General features: G+C 74.1%; 17 protein-coding genes and 1 tRNA gene. 11 read left to right on the top strand and 7 right to left on the bottom strand.

Going from position 1 to position 18653, the window contains the following annotated elements; translation table 11 throughout:
- The first annotated feature begins 29 nt into the window (after positions 1–29).
- Together ACIF6L_RS17590 and ACIF6L_RS17595 are read left to right on the top strand one after the other, a co-directional pair.
- Positions 30–103 (top strand) — tRNA-Met (locus tag ACIF6L_RS17590).
- 382 nt (positions 104–485) lie between these two features.
- Entirely contained in the window at positions 486–2468 is a 1983-nt protein-coding gene (locus ACIF6L_RS17595) for a tetratricopeptide repeat protein (protein WP_359834980.1), read from the top strand.
- A gap of 7 nt (positions 2469–2475) precedes the next feature.
- Here ACIF6L_RS17595 and ACIF6L_RS17600 read toward each other — a convergent pair whose 3' ends face one another.
- On the bottom strand, positions 2476–2895 hold the full coding sequence (locus ACIF6L_RS17600; RefSeq protein ID WP_359834982.1) for a Fur family transcriptional regulator: 420 nt from the start codon (positions 2893–2895) through the stop codon (positions 2476–2478).
- 107 nt (positions 2896–3002) lie between these two features.
- On the opposite strand from ACIF6L_RS17600, the gene ACIF6L_RS17605 reads away from it, so the two are divergent.
- The gene (locus ACIF6L_RS17605; RefSeq protein WP_352293074.1) at positions 3003–4481 is read left to right on the top strand and encodes a catalase; all 1479 of its coding nucleotides are present in this window, start codon (positions 3003–3005) and stop codon (positions 4479–4481) included.
- A gap of 73 nt (positions 4482–4554) precedes the next feature.
- Here ACIF6L_RS17605 and hisN read toward each other — a convergent pair whose 3' ends face one another.
- The 5 genes from hisN to ACIF6L_RS17630 all read right to left on the bottom strand — a co-directional run bounded on the left by hisN (position 4555) and on the right by ACIF6L_RS17630 (position 9405).
- Positions 4555–5352 carry a histidinol-phosphatase gene (gene hisN, locus ACIF6L_RS17610; protein WP_329489521.1) on the bottom strand — a complete coding sequence of 266 codons (798 nt, stop codon included), beginning with the start codon at positions 5350–5352 and terminating at the stop codon, positions 4555–4557.
- A gap of 400 nt (positions 5353–5752) precedes the next feature.
- Positions 5753–6076 carry a multidrug efflux SMR transporter gene (locus tag ACIF6L_RS17615; RefSeq protein ID WP_329489522.1) on the bottom strand — a complete coding sequence of 108 codons (324 nt, stop codon included), beginning with the start codon at positions 6074–6076 and terminating at the stop codon, positions 5753–5755.
- A 118-nt stretch (positions 6077–6194) separates the two neighbouring features.
- Positions 6195–7250: a ribosome small subunit-dependent GTPase A gene (gene rsgA / locus ACIF6L_RS17620; protein WP_396488381.1), complete on the bottom strand. Its 1056-nt coding sequence runs from the start codon at positions 7248–7250 to the stop codon at positions 6195–6197.
- Between the two features lie 16 nt (positions 7251–7266).
- A complete protein-coding gene (gene aroA, locus ACIF6L_RS17625; RefSeq protein WP_352293076.1) occupies positions 7267–8598 on the bottom strand; it encodes a 3-phosphoshikimate 1-carboxyvinyltransferase in 1332 nt (443 codons plus the stop codon).
- A gap of 90 nt (positions 8599–8688) precedes the next feature.
- Positions 8689–9405: a M50 family metallopeptidase gene (locus ACIF6L_RS17630; RefSeq protein ID WP_352293079.1), complete on the bottom strand. Its 717-nt coding sequence runs from the start codon at positions 9403–9405 to the stop codon at positions 8689–8691.
- Between the two features lie 154 nt (positions 9406–9559).
- On the opposite strand from ACIF6L_RS17630, the gene ACIF6L_RS17635 reads away from it, so the two are divergent.
- The 8 genes from ACIF6L_RS17635 (at position 9560) to def (ending at position 17429) form a co-directional block, all read left to right on the top strand.
- The gene (locus ACIF6L_RS17635; protein WP_329489526.1) at positions 9560–10312 is read left to right on the top strand and encodes an SOS response-associated peptidase; all 753 of its coding nucleotides are present in this window, start codon (positions 9560–9562) and stop codon (positions 10310–10312) included.
- Between the two features lie 70 nt (positions 10313–10382).
- Complete coding sequence (locus ACIF6L_RS17640) at positions 10383–11018, top strand: alpha/beta family hydrolase (protein WP_329489527.1); 636 nt, start codon at positions 10383–10385, stop codon at positions 11016–11018.
- A 287-nt stretch (positions 11019–11305) separates the two neighbouring features.
- A complete protein-coding gene (locus ACIF6L_RS17645) occupies positions 11306–12049 on the top strand; it encodes a sigma-70 family RNA polymerase sigma factor (protein WP_380391665.1) in 744 nt (247 codons plus the stop codon).
- Positions 12046–12450: a mycothiol system anti-sigma-R factor gene (gene rsrA, locus ACIF6L_RS17650; RefSeq protein WP_329489529.1), complete on the top strand. Its 405-nt coding sequence runs from the start codon at positions 12046–12048 to the stop codon at positions 12448–12450. Before ACIF6L_RS17645 ends, rsrA begins: the two co-directional genes overlap by 4 nt.
- A gap of 306 nt (positions 12451–12756) precedes the next feature.
- Complete coding sequence (locus ACIF6L_RS17655) at positions 12757–14190, top strand: HD-GYP domain-containing protein (RefSeq protein ID WP_329489530.1); 1434 nt, start codon at positions 12757–12759, stop codon at positions 14188–14190.
- Complete coding sequence (locus ACIF6L_RS17660; RefSeq protein ID WP_352293086.1) at positions 14187–15488, top strand: HD domain-containing protein; 1302 nt, start codon at positions 14187–14189, stop codon at positions 15486–15488. The genes ACIF6L_RS17655 and ACIF6L_RS17660 overlap by 4 nt, the downstream gene beginning before the upstream one ends.
- A gap of 247 nt (positions 15489–15735) precedes the next feature.
- Positions 15736–16725: a tetratricopeptide repeat protein gene (locus ACIF6L_RS17665; protein WP_396488385.1), complete on the top strand. Its 990-nt coding sequence runs from the start codon at positions 15736–15738 to the stop codon at positions 16723–16725.
- A 62-nt stretch (positions 16726–16787) separates the two neighbouring features.
- Entirely contained in the window at positions 16788–17429 is a 642-nt protein-coding gene (def, locus tag ACIF6L_RS17670) for a peptide deformylase (RefSeq protein WP_352293088.1), read from the top strand.
- A 50-nt stretch (positions 17430–17479) separates the two neighbouring features.
- Here the strand turns inward: def and ACIF6L_RS17675 are convergent, their stop codons facing one another.
- Positions 17480–18541: a ferritin-like protein gene (locus ACIF6L_RS17675; protein WP_329489534.1), complete on the bottom strand. Its 1062-nt coding sequence runs from the start codon at positions 18539–18541 to the stop codon at positions 17480–17482.
- Positions 18542–18653 lie beyond the last annotated feature (112 nt).

Raw genomic sequence — 18653 nt, forward strand, 5'->3', positions numbered from 1 at the left:
CCGCGACCGTGCTATGGTTTCACTACCGACGCGGGGTGGAGCAGCTCGGTAGCTCGCTGGGCTCATAACCCAGAGGTCGCAGGTTCAAATCCTGTCCCCGCTACTCAGTAGCCGAGAGGCCCGGAGGATCATCCTCCGGGCCTCTCGCGTTTCCCGCCGAGGGTGGTGTGGGCCCCTCCGGTAGGATCGATCGTCGCCAACGGCGCCGGCATCGGGGTTTGTGGACCCGAGTGTCGGGAAATCGACAAAGCGCCGAAGCAATTTCGTCGGCTTCGGTTCCGCGCCGCCGAATTCGGCCGGGGCAGGTGTACGCGGGTTGCGGGTGATGCGACGATGGGACACATGGGGGACGTTGCGCGGCTGTTGACCGGCCGTCGGCTCCAGCGCGCCCCATGGGGACCCCTTCGGCCGGAGGCCGGCAGCGGGTCCGTCCGGCCGCGGGCCGGGGGAGGATGCCGCGACACTCTGGGGGAGCGGGAGTCGGCATGAGGCTGATCGGCAAGAACGGGCCAGGAGCCAAGTCCGCGGCGACCACCGAGGCGGACACCGAGGGCTGGGCCGATAGCTCCGAGAACTCCGAGGACCGGCCCGGCGCCCTGCCCGCCCAGCGCACCGGCGGACTGACGGACCGCCGGCCGGTCGACGGCTACGGCCCCGACAGCCTGGTGCACGTCTCCGCCAGCCAGTTCACCGCCGCCATCGGCCCCTACGGCGCCGCCACCGAGGACGAGGAGGTCGGCGAGGAGGGGCGCGAGCGGGCCGGATTCGACTCCGCCAGCTTCGAGACCGCACTGGCCGCCCGGGAGCAGGCCGCCCTGGAGGCCCGGCACCGCCAGGCCGCCGACGACGGGGACGCGGACGCCGCCGGCCGGCTCGGCACCCTGCTGCTGCGCCGCGGGGACCTGGAGGACGCCGAGCCGTACCTGCGCGGCGCCGCCGCGGCCGGGCTGCGCTCGGCCGCCAACAACCTCGGCGTGCTGCTGCACCAGCAGGGCCACCGCTCGGAGGCGGCCCAGTGGTGGCGTCAGGCCGCGGTGGCCGGCAGCGCGCCCGCCGCGCACGCGCTCGGGCTCCAACTGCGGGACCAGGGCGAGGAGGAGGCCGCCGAGTACTGGCTGCACTTCGCCGCCGACCACGGGCACCCGCTCGGCGCCTACGCGTTGGGCGACCTGATGGAGCACCGGCGCGACGTGCGCGCCGAGCGCTGGTTCAAGGTCTCCGCCGACGCCGGGCACCGCGAGGCCGCCTACCGGCTGGCCCGGATGCGCGAGGCCGCGGGGGACAAGGAGACCGCCGAGACCTGGTACCGCACCGCCGCCGCCCGCAGTCACGCCCGCGCCGCGCTGCGGCTCGGGGTGCTGCTGGAGGAGCGCTCCCGGGTCGACCACGGCCTGCTGGACGAGGCGGCCCGCTGGTACCGGCAGTCGGCGCAGAACGGCGAGCCGCGGGCGGCCTGCGCGCTGGGCTTCCTGCTGCGCGACTCCGGGGACCTCACCGCCGCCGCCGAGTGGTGGCAGGAGGCGGCCGAGGCGGGCGACGGCAACGCCGCCAACGCCCTGGGCGCGCTGCACGCCTCGCGCGGCGAGGCGGCCGAGGCCGAGCGCTGGTACCGGAGCGCACTGGACGCCGGCGACCAGAACGGCGCCTTCAACCTCGGACTGCTCTGCGCCGGGGCCGGCCGCGACCAGCAGGCCGAGCAGTGGTACCGCCGCGCCGCGTACGCCGGGCACCGCGAGGCGTGCAATGCGCTGGCCGTGGTGCTGCTCCAGCGCGGCGACGTGTCGGGCGCCGAGCCCTGGTTCTCCAAGGCCGCCGAGGCCGGCAGCGTGGACGGCGCCTTCAACCTGGGCGTGCTGCACGCCGGGCGCGGGGACCACCGGCAGGCGCAGGAGTGGTACGCGCGCGCCGCCGCCGAGGGCCACGGCGAGGCGGCCCTCCAGCTGGCGGTGGCCCAGGAGCAGCGCGGCAACCTGGCGGGGGCGCTGGAGCGCTACCGGCAGGCGGCGGCCGGCGGGTCGGCCGAGGGCGCGTTCCGGCTGGCCTCGGTGCTGGACCGGCGCGGCGACGCGGACGACGAGGCCGAGCACTGGTACGCGGTCGCGGCCGACGCCGGCCACCGCCGGGCGCAGGTCCGGATGGGCGTGCGGGCCGCCGAGCGCGGGGCGCTGGAGATCGCCGAGAGCTGGTACCGGCGGGCGGCCGGGGCGGGCAGCCGCAGCGCGGCCTTCAACCTGGGACTGCTGCTGGCCCGGCAGGACTGCGAGGCCGAGGCGATGCTCTGGTACACCCGGGCCGCCGACGCCGGGCACGGCCGGGCGGCGCTGCGGCTGGCCCTGCTGGCGCTGCGCCGCGGCGAGCCGGTGCAGGCGGAGAACTGGTGCCGGCGGGCGGCCGACTACGGCCCCGCCGAGGTCGCCGAGCGGGCCGGCCGGCTGCTCGGCGCGCTGCACGCGGATTTGAGCGCGTAGCGCTCGCTCAGCCGCGGTCCGCGCAGTCCGGACAGAGGCCCCGGTAGGTGATCTCGGCCCCGGAGAGGACGAAGCCGAACCGCTCGCCCTGCGGGAGGCCGGCCAGCGGGTCGCCCTGCGGGTGGACGTCGCGGATGGCGCCGCAGCCCGAGCAGACCAGGTGCTGGTGCGGCCGGTGCGCGTTGGGGTCGTACCGCTTGGCCCGGCCGTCGGTGGCGACCTCCAGCACCTCGCCGAGGCAGACCAGCTCGCCGAGCGTGTTGTAGACCGTCGCGCGGCTGATCTCGGGCAGGCGCTCCACGGCGCGCGAGTGCACCTCGTCGGCCGTGAGGTGGACGTGGTCCCCGTCGAGGACCTCGGCCACGACCCGGCGCTGCGAGGTCAGCCGCCACCCACGTCCGCGAAGTCGTTCCAGCAGGTCGCTCATGCGTACAGGATAGGTGAGCTCTCACTTTGGTTCCAGTATTGACTTGGACAAAGTCCAAGTTAGGATCGAGTTGTTGTCACGACCGGACCACGCGGAGGCACCCCCTTATGAGCACCCAGGACGAGCTGCGCCCCACCCTCACCACGGAGGCGGGTGCCCCCGTCGCCGACAACCAGAACACCGAGACCGCCGGCGTCGGCGGCCCGGCGCTCATCCAGGACCAGCAACTCTTCGAGAAGCTGGCGCACTTCAACCGGGAGCGGATCCCGGAGCGGGTGGTGCACGCCCGCGGCGCGGCGGCCTACGGCACCTTCACGGTGACCGCCGACGTCACCGCGTACACCCGGGCCCGCTTCCTCTCCGAGGTGGGCAAGGAGACCGAGACCTTCCTGCGGTTCTCCACCGTGGCCGGCAACCTCGGCTCCGCCGACGCCGTCCGCGACCCGCGCGGCTTCGCGCTGAAGTTCTACACCGAGGACGGCAACTACGACCTCGTCGGCAACAACACCCCGGTGTTCTTCATCAAGGACGCCACCAAGTTCCCGGACTTCATCCACACCCAGAAGCGGGACCCGTACACCGGCTCGCAGGAGGCGGACAACGTCTGGGACTTCTGGGGGCTGTCGCCCGAGGCGACCCACCAGGTGACCTGGCTCTTCGGCGACCGCGGCATCCCGGCCAGCTACCGCCACCTCGACGGCTTCGGCTCGCACACCTACCAGTGGCAGAACGAGGCCGGCGAGTACTTCTGGGTCAAGTACCACTTCAAGACCGACCAGGGCATCAAGAACCTGACGGCGCAGGAGGCGGCCAGGCTCGCGGGCGAGGACCCGGACAGCCACCAGCGCGACCTGCGCGAGTCCATCGAGCGCGGCGAGTACCCGAGCTGGACGGTCAGCGTCCAGATCATGCCGGCGGCGGACGCGGCCCACTACCGCTTCAACCCCTTCGACCTGACCAAGGTGTGGCCGCACGCCGACTACCCGCTGGTCGAGTTCGGCAAGCTGGAGCTCAACCGCAACCCCGACAACGTCTTCGCCGAGGTCGAGCAGTCGATCTTCTCGCCGTCGCACTTCGTACCCGGCATCGGCCCGTCCCCGGACAAGATGCTCCAGGGCCGGCTCTTCGCCTACGCGGACGCCCACCGCTACCGCGTCGGCATCAACGCCGACCACCTGCCGGTGAACCGCCCGCACGCCACCGAGGCGCGCACCAACAGCCGGGACGGCTACCTCTACGACGGCCGCCACGGCCGCCGCAAGAACTACGAGCCCAACAGCTTCGGAGGCCCCGTGCAGACCGGCCGCCCGCTCTGGGCCGCGACGGCGGTCACCGGCGCGACCGGTACCCACGAGGCGCCCTCGCACGCCGAGGACGACGACTTCGTGCAGGCGGGGAACCTGTACCGGCTGATGGGCGAGGAGGAGAAGCAGCGGCTGATCGCCAACCTGGCCGGCTTCATCGCCAAGGTCTCGGCCGACCGCGAGGACATCGTCGAGCGGGCGGTCGAGAACTTCCGCCAGGCCGACGCCGACTACGGCCGCCGGCTGGAGACGGCGGTCCGGGAGCTGCGCAAGCAGCGGTAGCGGTACCCCGATGAGCCGCGGGCCCGGCGACCGGATGACCGGTCGCCGGGCCCGCACCCATGCGCGTTCCGGGTCAGACGCTCAGGCGGCGCAGGGCCTCCGCGTGCAGCAGGCCGTTGCTGGCCACGGCGTCGGCACCGCCCGGGCCGGGCACGCCGTCCAGACCGGTGAACCGGCCGCCGGCCTCCTCGACGATGACGGCGTTCGCGGCCATGTCCCACAGCGACAGCTCGGGTTCGGCGGCGATGTCGACCGCGCCCTCGGCGACCATCATGTAGGACCAGAAGTCCCCGTAGGCGCGGGTGCGCCAGCAGGCCCGGGTGAGGTCCAGGAAGGGGTCGAGCCGGCCGCGCTCCTCCCAGCCGGAGAGCGAGGAGTAGGAGAACGAGGCGTCCTCCAGACGGGAGACGCCGGAGACGTGGATCCGGGCGGCCTTGGTCAGGCTGCGGCCGGCGAAGGCACCGAGGTCCTTGGCCGCCCACCAGCGGCGGTTCAGCGCGGGGGCGGAGACGATGCCGACCACCGGGCGCTCCACGCCGTCCGGGCCGTCCTCCAGCAGCGCGATCAGGGTGGCCCAGACCGGCACGCCGCGGATGTAGTTCTTGGTGCCGTCGATCGGGTCGATCACCCAGCGGCGGGGACCGGTGCCCTGCAGGCCGAACTCCTCGCCGAGCACCGCGTCGCGCGGGCGGGCGCGCTGGAGCACGCTGCGCACCAGCTCCTCGGCGGCCTTGTCGGCGTCGCTGACCGGGGTGAGGTCGGGCTTGGTCTCGACCTTCAGGTCGAGGGCGCGGAAGCGCTCCAGGGTGACCGAGTCGGCCGAGTCGGCGAGGACGTGGGCGAGTCGGAGATCGTCGTGGTAATCGGCCATGGTCGAAACCCTAGCGAGCCCACCCGGATCGGCCCAGTCGGGCTCGCGGAGCGGACGGCAGCAGCCACCGGTCCCGCCCCGAGCCGGGTGGCCCACCGGTGCCGCCCCCCCGTAGCCCCCGCCACCCACCCGACCCGACCCGCCCCGCCGCCCGAGCCGGGTGGCCCACCGGTGCCGCCCTCCCGTGGCCCTCGCCACCCACCGAACCCGCCCCGCCGCCCGAGCCGGGTGGCCCACTGGCGCCGGCCTTCGGTAGCCCCCGCCACCCACCCGACCCGCCCCGAGCCGAAGGGGCGCGCCGGTGCCGAAAGGGAGAAGCGAGGACGACCGAGGTACGAGGGCGTTGGAGCGCCGACCGTCGGCACCGGATCGAGCGCCCCGGAGGGGAGCGGGCGAAAGCTCAGTGCGCCGTGCCGCTGAGTTGGAGGCCGATCACCCCGGCGATGACCAGGGAGATCGAGACCAGCTTGAGCACCGAGGTGGTCTCGTCCAGGAAGAGCATGCCGTAGATCGCGGTGCCGGCCGCGCCGATGCCGGTCCAGACGGCGTACGCCGGACCGACCGGCAGGCTCTTCAGGGAGAGGGTGAGCAGGCCGAAGCTGCTGAGGGCGAAGACGCAGAAGCTGATGGTGGGCCAGAGCTTGGTGAAGCCTTCGCTGAGCTTGAGGTTGATCGCGAAGCCGGTCTCCAGGAGGCCGGCCAGGATCACCAGGGCCCATGCCATCGCGTGCTCTCCCTGTCGATCGACGGGCCGGGCCGTGATCCGGCCCGACTTTCCTATGATCACCAGGCTGGCCCGCTCCGACACCTCGAACGCGGCGAAAACGGCCGGGGCCGCGCCGTCAGTCGCCCTCGCGGGTCTCCTTGCTCGCCAGCAGACGGCGCAACGAGTACAGCCGGGCCTGCTCCGCGTGGCCGTCCGCGACCCAGGCGTCCAGCGCGCAGTCCGGTTCGTCGTGGCTGCACGCGCGCGGGCAGTCGACGGTGCCGGGCTCCAGGTCGGGGAAGGCGTGGATGACCCGGGACGGGTCGATGTGCGAAAGGCCGAAGGAGCGGAACCCCGGGGTGTCGATCACCCAGCCCGGGTCGAGCGCCTTCTTCGAGCCCGGCTTGGCGCCCGGGGGCGGCGGCAGCCGCAGCGCCAGCGCCGACACGGTGGTGTGCCGGCCGCGACCGGTCACCGCGTTGACCACCCCGGTGGACCGCTGGTGGAGCGGTACCAGGGCGTTGACCAGGGTGGTCTTTCCGACGCCGGAGTGGCCGATGAACACCGTCGAGCGGCCGCGCAGGTGCGCCCGGACGGCCTCGGCGCCCTCGGTGGCCAGCTCGTCCCGCCGGGTGACCACGTAGCTGATGCCGAGCGGGGCGTAGGACTCCAGCAGCGGCTCGGCCGGGGCCAGGTCGGACTTGGTGAGCACCAGCAGCGGCTCCATGCCGGCGTCGTACGCGGCCACCAGGCAGCGGTCGATCAGCCGGGGCCGGGGCTCCGGGTCGGCCAGCGCGGTGACGATGGCCAACTGCTGGGCGTTGGCGACGACGATCCGCTCGAACGGGTCGTCGTCGTCCGCGGTCCGGCGCAGCACCGAGGTGCGCTCCTCGACCCGGACGATCCGGGCCAGGGTGTCGGCGTCCCCCGAGAGGTCGCCGACGATGTTGACGATGTCGCCGACGACGACGCCCTTGCGGCCCAGCTCACGGGCCTTCATGGCGACGATCTCGCGCTCCTGCTTCGTTCCGACGTCCAGCAGGCAGGTCAGCCGGCCGCGGTCGATGGTGAGCACCATCGCCTCGGCCGCGTCGTCGTGCTTGGGCCGGATCCGGGTCCGCGGCCGGGAGCCCCGGCGGGCGGGGCGGTTGCGGATGTCGTCCTCGTCGGCGTCCTTGCCGTAGCGGCGCATGTGCCCAGTCTCCCGCTCAGCCGCCCACCACTGCTCCGCCGAGCAACTCGTCCCACATCCTCGGGAAGTCCGGCAAGGTCTTGGCGGTGGTGGCCACGTTCTCCACCTGGACCCCCTCGACGGCCAGCCCGATCACCGCGGCCGCGGTGGCCAGGCGGTGGTCCTCGTAGGTGTGGAACACGCCGCCGCGCAGCGCGCGCGGGCGGATCCGCAGGCCGTCCTCGGTCTCGGTGACGTCGCCGCCGAGGTCGTTGATCTCCTTGGCCAGCGCGGCCAGCCGGTCCGTCTCGTGCATCCGCAGGTGCGCGATGCCGTACAGGTGGGACTCGGAGTCGGCGAGCGCGGCGACGGCGGCGATCACCGGGGTGAGCTCGCCGACGTCGTGCAGGTCCGCCTCGATGCCGTGGATCCGGCCGGTGCCGGTGAACTGCAGGCCCTCGTCGGTGAACTCGCAGACGCCGCCCATCCGGGTGTAGATGTCGCGCAGCTGGTCGCCGGGCTGGGTGGTGTGCTTCGGCCAGTCGCGGACGGTCACCCGACCGCCGGTGACCAGGGCGGCGGCGAAGAACGGCGCCGCGTTGGAGAGGTCCGGCTCGACCACCATGTCGCGGCCGAGCAGGGCGCCGGGGGTGACCCGCCAGACGTCCTTCTCGCCGCCGTCCTCCGGGGCGTCCACCTGGGCGCCGGCCAGCCGCAGCATCTCGACCGTCATCCGGATGTGCGGCAGCGAGGGGACCGGCCCGCCGACGTGGCGGACCTCGACGCCCTGGTTGTACCGGGCGCCGGAGAGCAGCAGGGCGGAGACGAACTGCGAGGAGGAGGAGGCGTCCAGCTCCACCACGCCGCCGTCCAGCGCGCCGGTGCCGTGCACGGTGAGCGGGAAGGCGCCGCGGCCGCCGTCGTCGATCCGGGCGCCGAGCGCGCGCAGGGCGTTGATCACGCCGTGCTGGGGGCGCTCGTAGCTGCGCGGGTCGCCGTCGAAGTGCACCGGGCCGTCGGCGAGGACGGCGAGCGGGGGGAGGAAGCGCATGACCGTGCCCGCGTTGCCGACGTCCACGGAGGCCGGGCCGCGCAGTGCGGGGGCCGGGATGACCCGCCAGGCCTCCCCGCCGCCGAGGCCGCCGGAGTCGTTGTTGACCTGCTCCTCGATGCCGACCCCGAGCGCCCGCAGGCCGTCGGCCATCAGCTGGGAGTCGCGGCTGCGCAGCGGGCGCCGCACCCAGCCGGGTTCGGTGGAGAGGGCGGCCAGCACCAGAGCCCGGTTGGTGACCGACTTGGAGCCGGGGATGGTGACGGTGGCGTCAACGGGGGTGGTCGCGACGGGGGCGGGCCACAGGGTCTCGGTCATGGGGCAAGTTTAGGGGCCGTACGGGAACTGTCCGCTCCGCGGCCGGATGGCGGGACGGGCCGGTCGGCGGGGCACCGTCGGCCCCGCGGCTCACAGCGGGGACAGCAGCCAGCTCGCGCCGAGACCCAGGCAGGCCAGCGCGGTGACCAGGAAGAGGAACACCCAGGCGAGCCCGGGAACGCCGGTGAGCCGGGCGAGCTGGTCGGCGTCGGAGTCCCCGCCCTGGCCGCGCCGGCGCTGGTGCTGCAGCTCCAGGACCGGGCGGACGGCGCCGAGCAGCAGGAACCAGCTGCCGAGGCAGGCGAAGCCGGCCTGGACGTCGGTGCTGCCGAACCAGGAGACCAGGAAGAAGGCGGCGCCGGCGAGCAGCACGGTGAGGAAGCCGAAGGCGTTGCGGATCCGGACCAGCAGGGCCAGCAGCAGGGCTATCGCGAGCCAGAGCAGCAGGGTGATCCGGTCGGCCGCGAGCAGTGCGGCGCAGCCGAGGCCGAGCAGGGCGGGGGCGCAGTAGCCGGCGGCGGCGGTGAGCACCATGCCCGGCCCGGTGGGGCGGCCGTAGGAGAGGGTGAGGCCGGAGGTGTCCGAGTGCAGCCGGATGCCCGCGAGCTTGCGGCGGGTGGCCAGGGCGGCCAGGCCGTGTCCGCCCTCGTGGGCGATGGTGATCGCGTTGCGGGCGAACCGCCAGAGCGGGCGGGCCGCCACCAGGAGCAGGGCGGCGGCGCCGGTGGCCAGGGTGAGCCAGCCCGGCGGGGCGGGCTGGGTGCCGGTGACGCGGTCCCACACCTCGCCGATGCTCTGTGCGTCCATGCCCGCTCCCGTTCTCGTCCGGCCCGGTCCGGGGCGGCCGCGGTCGGCCGGCCCGGGTGGCAGCCTCCCATGCGGGGACGGCCGGGCGGGAGGCCGCGGTTCGCACTTCGGGATGAGGAAGTGCTGAGAGCGGTGGTCGTGGCAAGCTGACGGCATGTGCGGTCGCTTCGCCTCCAGCCTCCGGCCCGAGGACCTCGTCGAGCTCTTCGGCGTCCAGCAGTGGGACCCGGTCGAGACGCTGGCACCCAGTTGGAACGTCGCGCCGACCGAGCGCGCCTTCGTGGTGCTGGAACGGCAGCGCAGGGGTGAGCCGGCCCCGGTCCGGCAGTTGCGGGTGCTGCGCTGGGGCCTGGTGCCGCAGTGGGCGAAGTCGCCCGAGACCGCGGTGAAGATGATCAACGCCCGCTCGGACACGGTGCACGAGAAGCCCTCGTACCGGCAGGCCCTCGCCTCCCGGCGGTGCATCCTGCCGGTCGACGGCTACTACGAGTGGCAGACCCTGCCGGGCGAGCGCGGCAAGCCCCGGAAGAAGCCGTTCTTCGTCTCCCGGGCCGACGGCGGCCCGCTGGCGCTGGCCGGGCTGTACGAGTTCTGGCGCAACCGGGCGGTGCCCGCGGACCACCCGGAGGCCTGGCTGGTGACCTTCACCGTCGTCACCACCGAGGCGGAGGAGCTGCTGGCCCCGATCCACGAGCGGATGCCGCTCTTCCTGGACCGGGAGTCCTACGACGACTGGCTGGACCCGGGCCTGGTGGACCCGGACGCGATACGCCCGCTGCTGGTCCCGCCGCCGCCCGGCGCGCTGCTGGCCACGCCGGTCTCGCCGGCGGTCGGCAGCATCCGCAACAACGGTCCCGAGCTGACCCGGCCGTGGGTCGAGGCCGAGCACGAGACCACCCTCTTCTGACTTCTTCCGAGCACCGCTTCCCGCCGGCGCGCCTCGTCGGCACCGCTCTCCGAGCACTGGAGTCCACGCCGTGACGCAGGAACTCGTCCCCACCCCCGCCGGGGACGCCCGGATCAGTTACCACCCGGCGGCCGCGCCGAAGGCGCTGCTCGCGCTCGGCCACGGCGCCGGCGGCGGGATCGGCGCGCGCGACCTGGTGGCGCTGGCCGCGGCGCTGCCGCCGCGCGGGATCACGGTGGCACTGGTCGAGCAGCCCTGGCGGGTGGCCGGGAAGCGGCTGGGGCCGGCGCCCAGGACGCTGGACACCGGGTGGACGCCGGTCGCCGAGCGCCTCGCCGGGCAGGGGGTGCCGCTGGTCGTCGGCGGGCGCAGCGCCGGGGCCCGGGTGGCCTGCCGGACGGGCGCCGCCACCGGCGCGGCCGGGGTGGTGGCGCTGGCGTTCCCGCTGCACCCGCCGGGCAAGCCGGAGAAGAGCCGGGCCGGGGAGCTGCTGGAGTCGGGGCTGCCGACGCTGGTGGTGCAGAGCGTGGCGGATCCGTTCGGCGGGCCCGCCGAGTTCCCGGCGCTGCCGGCCGGGCACCGGATGGTGCCGGTGCCCTACGGCAGCCACGGCTTCGAGGTGCCGAAGCGGGCGCCCACCGGGCAGGACGAGGTGCTGGAGCTGATCACCGGGGCGGTCGGCGACTGGGTGCTCGGGCTGCTCTGAGCCGCCCGGGAACGCACGGTCGCGAACCGCTCACCCGTGCGGGTGAAAACCTGCCGGGGGCCGGGAATGCGGGCGCCCTCGGCATGGTTGACACCCTCGTCAGCTTGAGTCCCGGACGGAAGGCAGCACAGATGGGTTCGATCGCGTGCCCCGAGCGGCCGGAGGAGCGCGAGGCCTCCGCGGCCTTCACCCCCTCCTGGTCGGAGTGGATTGCCGCGGGCGAGAAGCCCGTCAGCCCGATATCCTCCATTTCGGGGCGGCCCGCTGTGGGCGGCCATGCCGAGGAGGTGGGTCCGGTCGTCGGGACCGAGCACGAGGCCGAGCCGGGCCGGGGCCCGGAGGAGAGCCTGCCCGCGGGCGAGGCGCTCACCGGTGAGGAGCTGGCCGAGGCGATCGGTGAGGACACCTTCCGGGTGTCCGCGGCGGAGAGCGAGGCGGCCCGGCGGGAGCGCTTCGAGCGCGACGCCCTGGGCTACCTGGATCCGATGTACTCCGCCGCGCTGCGGATGACCCGCAATCCGGCCGATGCGGAGGACCTCCTCCAGGAGGCGTTCGCGAAGGCGTACGCGTCGTTCCACCAGTTCCGCGAGGGCACCAACCTCAAGGCCTGGCTGTACCGCATCCTCACCAACACGTTCATCAACTCGTACCGCAAGAAGCAGCGGGAGCCCCAGCGGACCGCCGCCGAGGAGATCGAGGACTGGCAGCTGGCCCGGGCCGAGTCGCACATGTCGACGGGTCTGCGCTCGGCCGAGACCCAGGCGCTCGACCACCTCCCGGACAGCGATGTGAAGGACGCCCTCCAGGCCATCCCGGAGGAGTTCCGCATCGCCGTCTATCTCGCGGACGTCGAGGGCTTTGCGTACAAGGAGATCGCGGACATCATGGGTACTCCCATCGGTACGGTGATGTCCCGGCTGCACCGCGGCCGCCGTCAGCTGCGCGGCATGCTGGAGGACTACGCCCGTGAGCGCGGGCTGGTCCCGGCCGGCAGCGGGGCAGGGCAGGAAGCGAAGGGCTCGGGCTCATGAGCTGCGGCGATCCGCACGACACCGAGTGTGGCGAGGTCCTCGACCACCTCTACGAATTCCTCGACAACGAGATGGCCGAGGGCGACTACGACAAGTTGCGGGTGCACTTCGAGGAGTGCTCGCCCTGCCTGGAGAAGTACGGCCTGGAGCAGGCCATCAAGGCGCTGATCAAGCGGTGCTGCGGCTGCGACGACACCCCGGCCGACCTGCGGGGCAAGGTGCTGGCCAGGATCGACTCGATCCGGGCCGGGCAGCGCTCCGGCGAGGCGGTGGTGGTCGCCGTGGACGCCGCGGCCGAGGCGCACGGCGACAGCGAGCAGGGCCGGCCGCCCGCGAAGGCCTCCGCCGAGGCGGCGGCCAGGCCCGGTACGCCGGTCGAGGCGGGCGCTCCGGCGGAGTGAGCGCGCCGCCGTCCCACGGCGGGCCGTCCACCCGAGGACCAGGCGACCCCCGGAGCGTGCGCTCCGGGGGTCGCTCCGTCTCTGCTTGCGGGCGCCCTCACTCGTTCGAGTGAGTTGGTGGTGCGCCAACTGCGGCATTCCGCGATCATGCGCCCCGACGCCGGAACAGCGGCCTATCCTCCTGACGGACGCTCACCGCCGGTAGCCCGGTGCGCTGAGCGCGGAGCGGGCCAGGACGGCGGGGAGGTCGAGATCGCTACCGACAGTGGAGGAACGGACCTGCCGACGGGCGCGGTGTGCTACCTCGTGGCCGTCCCGGTGGCGGCGCTCTGCTGCCTGCTGCCCCTGCTGCCGGGGCCCGTCCCGGCCGCCGTGCCACGCTGGCTCGGCGCTCCGGTGGACTGGCCCAAGGTCGGCCTGCTGGCCTTTCTGCACGGCTGCTGGGAATCGCTGGCGCAGGGCCAGCCCACCCCCTGCCGACGGCTGCTCCGGGCCCTGCTGGGCCGGCCGCCGCTGCCCTCCCGGCCACCGGCCCGGCCCCTGGCCAACGCCTTCTTCCCGGTGCTGTTCGCCGGGGTGCTGATGCTCGCCCCGGCCGCCGCCGCCCTGGTCGCGGTGCCGATCGCGCTGTTCGGCGACACCGAGCCGGACTGCCGCCGGCGCCAGGTGTGGAACGGCGCCCAGCTCGCCCTCTCCGCCTTCGCCGCCTCGGCGGTCTTCCACCTGCTCGCCGGACCGCAGCTGCTGCTCGGCTCCCGCTTCCCGGCCGCGCTGCTCCCCGGGGCCGCCGCGCTGGCCGCGTTCTGCCTGGCCAACGGGGTGCTGGTGGGCGGCATGCTGGTGCTGGCCGAGGGCCGGCGGGCGAGTGTCCTGCTGCTCGGCCCGGTCGCCGCGTTCGGGCTGCCGGTGCTGGTGCACGCGGCCGGCGGGCTGATGGTCGCGGTGCTCTGGCAGGGCCCGTACGGGGCCTTCGCGGCGCTGCTGGCCCTGCTGCCGCTCTCCATCTCGGCCTGGGTGTTCGCCCAGGGCCACCGCGAGCGGGACGCCCACCAGGCCACCGTCCAGGCGCTGGTGCAGGCCGTGGAGATCAAGGACTCCTACACCCGGGGGCACAGCGAACGCGTCGGCAAGGCCGCGGTGCTGATCGCCGGTCAGCTGGGCATGGAGGCCGAGCGGCTGCGTACCCTCCGGTTCGCGGGCATCCTGCACGACGTCGGCAAGCTCGGCGTGGCCACCGAGCTGCTGCGCAGGAACGGTCCCCTCGACGAGGCCGAGCGGCGGGCCGTCGAGGTGCACCCGGTGCACGGCTACGAGCTGGTGCGCGGCATCGTCTTCCTCGGCGAGGCGCACGCCGGGATCCTGCACCACCACGAGCGGATGGACGGCCGGGGCTACCCGAGCGGGCTGGCGGGCGAGCAGATCCCCGAGTTCGCCCGGATCATCTCGGTCGCCGACGCCTTCGACTCGATGACCTCCACCCGGTCCTACCGGCGCGGCCGGCCGGTCACCGAGGCGGTGGCCGAGCTGGAGCGCTGCTCGGGCAGCCAGTTCGACCCGGTGATGGTGCGGGCGCTGGTCGACGCGCTCGCCGTGCACGACTGGCAGCCGGTGCTGCCCCCCGACGACGACTGCATCCGGGCGGTGCCCGACATCCCGCTGGGCGTGCCCGAACCGGTGCGGCCGGGCCCGGGCCGGGTGCCCGCCCAGGGCGGCACCGTGCCGACGGCCGGACCGTCGTGAGCGCCCGCCCGCCGGCCGGCGGGGTGGCCGCGGTGCACGCCGCGGCCGTCGTGCTGCTGGCGTTCTCGTTCGGCGCGGTGGCGGTGCGCGGGATGGCCGAGCCCGGGGTGGCGCTGGCGTTCACCGTGCTGATCGCGCTCGGCGAGTGCGTCCGGATCACTCTTCCGGGCGATCGCGAGCAGGCACCGATCGGTGCCGCCGGTGCGCTGGCGTACGCCCTGCTGGGGCCGCTGCGCGGGCTGCCCACCGCGCACGGCGTGCTCCAGGCGGTCGCGGTGACCGGCGCGGGGCTGCTGCTGGCACTGCTCCCGGCGGTGGCGCTGCCCCGCGGGGCCCGGCGGCCGCGGCGGGCGCCGTGGCGGGACCGGGCCCGGCTCGACGGCGCCGCCCGGCGGCTGCTCGGGGCCGGGTTCGCGGCCGCGATCTTCCAGCCGCTCTACAACAGCGGAGTGGTCGACCGGTTCTCGGCGGACGGCCCCGCCTACGGGGTGTTCCTCACGGTGGTGGCGGCGCTGGCCGCGCTCTGCGACGCCACCCTGGCGGCGGTGCTGCGGCGGGCCCGGAGCGGGCTGCGGTTCCCGGCGGCGCTGGAGGACGAGCTGCGGTCGCTGTTCGGGATCGGCTCGGCGATCGCCGCCACCGGGATGCTGGTCAGCCTGGCGGCGGGCGAGGTCGGGCTCTGGGCGCTTCCGCTGTTCTGCGCGCCCCTGCTGCTGGCGCAGGTGTCGTTCCGGCGGGCCGCCGCCGTCCGGGCCACCACCGGGCAGACCATCGCCAGCCTGGCCAAGGCCACCGAGGTGGCCGGCTACACCCCGTACGGCCACGCCCGCCGGGTCGCCGACACGGCGTGCGCGGTCGGCCGCGAGCTGGGGCTGAGCACCCGCGAGCTCGCCCTGCTGGAGTACGCGGCGCTGATGCACGACATCGGGCAGCTGTCGCTGGTCGAGCCGGTGCCGGACGGGGCGACGGCGCTGCTCCCGGAGGAGGAGCAGCAGCGGATCGCCCGGCTGGGCAGCGAGGTGATCCGGCGGACGGGGGTGCCGCGGCAGGTCGCCGAGCAGGTCGCCCGGCTGGCCGATCCCTGGCCCGGGCGGCCCGACCCGGACGAGCGGGCGGTGCCGCTGGCGGCCCGGATCATCCGGGTGGCGAACGCGCACGACGACCTGCTGACGGCGGCGCGCGGGCGCGGGGTGGAGGAGGTGGTGGGGCGGCTGGAGGTGCTGGAGGTGCTGCGGCTGGGGCGGGGCCGGATCTACGACGGACGGGTCGTGGACGCGCTGGTGAGGGTGCGGGGGTAGGGGAGGGGCGCGCGGCGGGTGGGGGCGGCGGGCGCTGTTCAGGGGTTGGGGTTGAGGCGGGGCGTCGGGGCGGGCAGGCTGGGTAGGGGTGGGGCCGGGAGCGGCCGGAACCCCGGCTGCGGGGAGCGCGGGCGACGGCGGGCGTGGTTGGATGCGGTCGTAGCGTGGAACACCGACCCGGGGCACCGGGCCCGTGGCAGCGGGAGCGGACACGGGACTTGAGCGGACGACGACGGCAGGGACGAACGTGAGGATCTTCCACCGGGCACGGCACCGGCCGTCCGCCACCTGGCGGCAGACGACCGATCGGGCTTTCACGCTGATCGGCGACGGCCGCTACGAGGACGCGGGCGCCCTGCTGGTGATGGCGGCCGATCTGGAGCCGTGGCTGTCGGACTCCTGGTTCAACCTCGCGCTGCTGCACAAGTTCCGGCGGGACTGGGAGCAGGCGCGGGCGGCCGGGCTGCGGGCGGTGGCGCTGCTGGACCGCGAGCAGGGCGCCCCCGACTGGTGGAACCTGGGGATCACGGCGACGGCGCTGCAGGACTGGCCGCTGGCGCGGCGGGCCTGGCAGGCGTACGGGCTGCGGCTGCCGGGCGGGGCCGGGGCCCACCCGGACGGCCCGGTCAGCCTGGACCTGGGGACGACGCCGGTGCGGCTGTCGCCGGACGGCGAGTCCGAGGTGGTCTGGGGGCGCCGGCTGGATCCGGCGCGCATCGAGGTGCTGTCCATCCCGCTGCCCTCGTCGGGCCGCCGCTGGGGCGAGGTGGTGCTGCACGACGGCGCCCCGCACGGCGAGCGGGTGACCGACGGGGTGGCGTACCCGGTGTTCGACGAGATCGAGCTGTGGGCGCCCTCCCCGGTGCCCACCTACGTGGTGCTGCTGCAGGCCGCCACCGCGGTGGACCGGGACGCCCTGGAGCGGCTGGTCGCGGACGCGGGGTACGCGGCGGAGGACTGGACGTCGTCGGTGCGGCTGCTCTGCCGGGCGTGTTCGGAGAGCCGGATGGCCTCCGACGACGGGCACACCGCGCACCACGACCCGCACGACGACGGGGACGCGGCCCACCCGGGGCACCTGAGCCATCTGAGCCAGGGCGCCGGCGGGATGTCCTGGCTGGTGGAGCGGGAGTGCGGGATCGCGGCTCCGGCGCTGCTGGTGCGTACGCTGCTGGACCGCTGGGTGGCGGCGGCCCCCGGTACCCGCGCGTACCGGGATCTCGAAGAGGTCTGCTGAGTGGTCCGCTTACCCTTGGTCGGTACGGCCAGACGATCCAGGGAAGCGGAAGACACACAGCGATGGCGGAGCAGCACGACCACCAGCACGACCACGACCACGAGCCCGCGCAGGGTGAGGCCCAGCCGGTGAAGGTGGTCGGCGAGGAGCCGGACCTCTCGAAGGGCACCGCGCGTCCGATCACCGTCTACGGCAACCCGGTGCTGCACCGGGAGGTCAAGACCGTCACGGCCTTCGACGGCGAGCTGTCGGGGCTGATCGACGACATGTTCCAGTCGATGTACGCGGCCGAGGGCGTGGGCCTGGCGGCCAACCAGATCGGCGTGGACCTCAAGGTGTTCGTCTACGACTGCCCGGACGACGAGGGTGTGCGCCACATCGGCCACGTCATCAACCCCGTCCTGGAGGAGCTGCCGGCCGGCAGCAAGCGGGTGCTGGACGACGGCAACGAGGGCTGCCTGTCAGTGCCGACCGCGTACGCCGAGCTGCCCCGGCCGGACTACGCCGCGGTGACCGGCCAGGACAAGGACGGCAACCCGATCCGGGTCGAGGGCACCGGCTTCTTCGCCCGCTGCCTGCAGCACGAGACCGACCACCTGTACGGGTTCCTCTACATCGACAAGCTGTCGAAGCGGGACCGCAAGGACGCGCTGCGGCAGATGGCCGAGGGCACGCCGCGGTACGCGACGGTGTCGAACGGCTGACGTGTCACGGAAGGGCCGGTGCACGCGCACCGGCCCTTTCGCGCGGGTGCCTACCGCGGCACGAACAGCCACTCCGGGCCGTAGGTGAAGCGGGGGGCGGCGGGCAGCTTGACGCCGTTGATCTGCTGGGCGGTCCGGCGCATCTGGCCCATCTGCCCGATCGCCGGGCCGATCGAGTCGGGGCCGGCGTCGCCCCAGGCGCCTTCGAGGGCGTACAGCATGTCGCTGTAGTGCTGGTTGAAGGTCGCCAGGAGGGTGGCGGTGGGCTGGTCGGGCTCGTTGCCGGGGCTGTTGGCCCAGCCGCCCAGGGGGACCCGGGCGACCGGGGAGGTGTCCGGCAGCGGGACCTCCGGGCCGGTGAACCCGTACTTCTTCGTCCCCTCGTCGAGGACGAGCTTGCGGCCTTCGGCGATCTCCTTGAAGGCGTAGTAGTGGGCGAGTTCGCCCGGGGCACCGGGGAAGGGGTTCTCCGGCGAGGCGTCCGTGCCCTCGCCCTGCGACTGGATGACGTGGATGGCGGCCAGCACGTCGTCGATGGTGTTCATCGGGACGATGTCGTTGCCGGCGCCGTGGCTCGACCCGAGCGGGAAGCTCACCTGCCGCTGCCCGGTGAGCAGGTGGGCGAAGGTGGGGAAGACGTTCGCGATCCGCTGGTAGAAGGCGCCGATGGTGTTGCCGTCGGCGGCGAAGGCGAGCGGGTGCTCGGGCTTCTCGATGTCGGCGAACAGGCCCGCCGAATCGCGGGTCAGCCCGCTCAGGTAGACCTCCAGGCCGGGGTTGACGCCGCCGGGGAGCTCACCGGGGTACTTCGGGACGGTGAGCGGGTCGGTGAGGACGACCGTGCCGCCGATGCTGGTGAGCATGTTGCAGACCAGGCCGAAGTGCGACATCTCGTCGAAGACGATCTCGCGGATGGTGTGGCGCACCGGCTTGGAGTTGTCGGGGTCGGTGATCGACCAGAGCGCGGTGGCGTAGGGCGGGATCGTGGACAGCTCCAGCATGATCGCCCGCTGGAGCGCGTCCTTGAGTTCCTGCTCCGTCCAGTCCTCCTCCGCCATGCTCATGAGCTGGACGATGGCGTCGCTCCGGTAGTCGAGGATTCCGGTCGGCACGGTGGGCCCCTTTCGTTCGGCTGTGGCCGGACCGTAGCGGGGGACGGCACCGTCCGTATGCGTGCCGTTCCGGTGGGGCCCGGCGGTTTCATTCGGACGAGCGAACGACGCC

This window comes from Kitasatospora sp. NPDC086009, from assembly GCF_044540385.1.
Taxonomy (GTDB): domain Bacteria; phylum Actinomycetota; class Actinomycetes; order Streptomycetales; family Streptomycetaceae; genus Kitasatospora.